Origin of the sequence: Thermococcus sp. 21S9 (assembly GCF_012027635.1) — an archaeon.
GTDB lineage: Archaea > Methanobacteriota_B > Thermococci > Thermococcales > Thermococcaceae > Thermococcus.
In genome coordinates, this window is sequence record NZ_SNUS01000062.1 from 1 (window position 1) to 398 (window position 398).

Genomic DNA, 398 nt, shown 5'->3' on the forward strand with positions numbered 1-398 from the left:
GAGCATCAGAGACTTAAGCTTCTCTCTAATTTTCTCAGTATCTTCTCCAATGTAAAGCTCCATCGCGGTATCAAGCATCTTTTCGAGGGTTATACATTTTGGTTCAAGTCTTCGGAGAATTTCTTCAGCTTTCATACTTTCACCAGCCTGAACCTCAGCCACCAATATCTTTCACTCTCCTCAACTTCCGCTGGCTTTAGCTCAAAGCTTTTCTCAAATAGCGGACATTTCAAAACCACCGTGTGGAACTCTGCAAACTCTCCAACCGAATCAACATTGGGATTTGCCTTCAAAAACTGCTCCAAATCTCTAATTGAGCGAAAGGTGTAGCCGAGCCACTCTTTGGAAAGCTTTTCCTTGTTCACGGCAATTATTGAATACTCGAAGCCAGCGTTTAT

At 42.7% G+C, this 398-nt stretch carries 1 pseudogene; it reads right to left on the reverse strand.

Annotated features, from left to right (window positions below):
- Positions 1-131: 131 nt before the first annotated feature.
- A pseudogene (locus tag E3E28_RS10980) lies at positions 132-398 on the reverse strand (ATP pyrophosphatase); the annotation flags it as partial.